The organism is Bradyrhizobium rifense, from assembly GCF_008123425.1.
Taxonomy (GTDB): domain Bacteria; phylum Pseudomonadota; class Alphaproteobacteria; order Rhizobiales; family Xanthobacteraceae; genus Bradyrhizobium; species Bradyrhizobium rifense.
Window position 1 is genome coordinate 1 of the sequence record NZ_VSSS01000130.1, and the last position, 1,443, is coordinate 1,443.

General features: G+C 60.9%; 2 protein-coding genes. Both read right to left on the bottom strand.

Annotated features, from left to right (window positions below; all coding sequences use genetic code 11):
- A partial coding sequence (locus tag FXB40_RS47405) for a flagellin N-terminal helical domain-containing protein (RefSeq protein ID WP_488226150.1) occupies positions 1–441 on the bottom strand: 441 nt, incomplete at its 3' end.
- 333 nt (positions 442–774) lie between these two features.
- Positions 775–1,443: flagellin (locus tag FXB40_RS47410; protein WP_283813027.1), on the bottom strand; the 669-nt coding region annotated here is incomplete at its 5' end.

The following is a 1,443-nucleotide window of genomic DNA, read 5'->3' on the forward strand; positions in this document are numbered from 1 at the left end:
GATGCCGCCGGCCGTGCCGTCGAACAGGACGTTGCTGGAAGCAGAAGCACTGGCAAAGCTGGTGGTGCCACGCAGGTCGGCCGCCGTCGCACCCGAGATCGTGGTGGAGACGTTGGACTTGGTGGAGTAGCCGACCGTGGTCTGGAGCGCCTGGTTGGCGATCGACTTCGCGCTGTCGATCAGCTTTTGCAGCGAGGTCAGGCCGGTGTTGGCGGCCTGCAGCACCTGCACGCCGTTGGCGATGCCATCGAGCAGGTTGTTGATGTCGCTGGCGCGGTTGTCGAGCGACTGTGCCGTGAAGAAGTTGGTCGGATTGTCCAGAGCCGAGTTCACGCTCTTGCCCGTCGACAGACGGTTCTGTGTCGTGGCGAGAAGATCGGCGGTGGACTGGAGAGAGAGCAGGTTCTGACGAACCGACGCAGAGAGAACAATACCGGACATGACTCTTACCCTTCTGGCTTACGCGTCTTCGTTCGATCGCTTCTGGATCGAGTGACGGCCACAGGGTGCGCTGACATGGCTAACAAAGGGTGAAACGCGCCTCACTGTCATAAGCGCCGGTTCACCATAAACCATTGTGACGTGTTGGCAGGCCTCGCAATCAGCCTGAAATCGTTGGCGATTTTTCCGCTTACTATCCATTAACCATAACCGCTGGTTACTTTTTCGATTGCTCCCCGCCCCCTCAATCCGGATTGGCGAACAACGCCGAACGAAAAAAACGGCGGGGCCGAAGCCCCGCCGCCGGATCTTGCTTGCGATGTCGTCCGCTTGTTAGCGGAGCAGCTGCAGCACGCTCTGCTGCGACTGGTTGGCCAGCGACAGCGCGGAGACCGCGATCGACTGGCGGGTCGACAGCGCCTGGCTATTGGCCGCTTCGACGTTGGTGTCGGCCAGCGTCAGGTTCGACGAACCGGTCTGCAGCACATTGATCAGGTTCTTGTTGAAGTCCTGACGAACCTGCACGATCGTCAGGTTCGAACCCAAGGCGGAGGCTTCCGAACGCAGCGTGCTCGACGCGGTGTTCAGATTGGTCAGCACCTTGTTGGTGGCGGCGTTGTCGATGAAGTCGACACCGCCGGTCAGTGCGGCGAGGCCCAGACCCTTGGAGTTGTAGGTTACGCCGGTGATGTTGAGGTTCGACTTGCCGGTCTCGTCGAACACCAGCTTGAGCTGGTCGCCGTTCAGGAGGTTGACACCGTTGAAGGACGAGTCGAGCGAGGTCGAGTCGATCTGCTGGAGGATGTTGTTGTACTGGCTGACCAGGTTGGTACGGGCCGTCTGTGCAACGGTATCCTGCGTGGGCGCAGACGCCGTCGAGAAGGTCAGCGCCGAGGTAAGCGTACCACCGATGACGCCGCCCGCGGCGCTCGAGCCGATCGTCGAGGACGCGTAGTCGTTGGTGCTCGATACCGTCAGCAAGCCGTTGGCGTCGATCGTCGC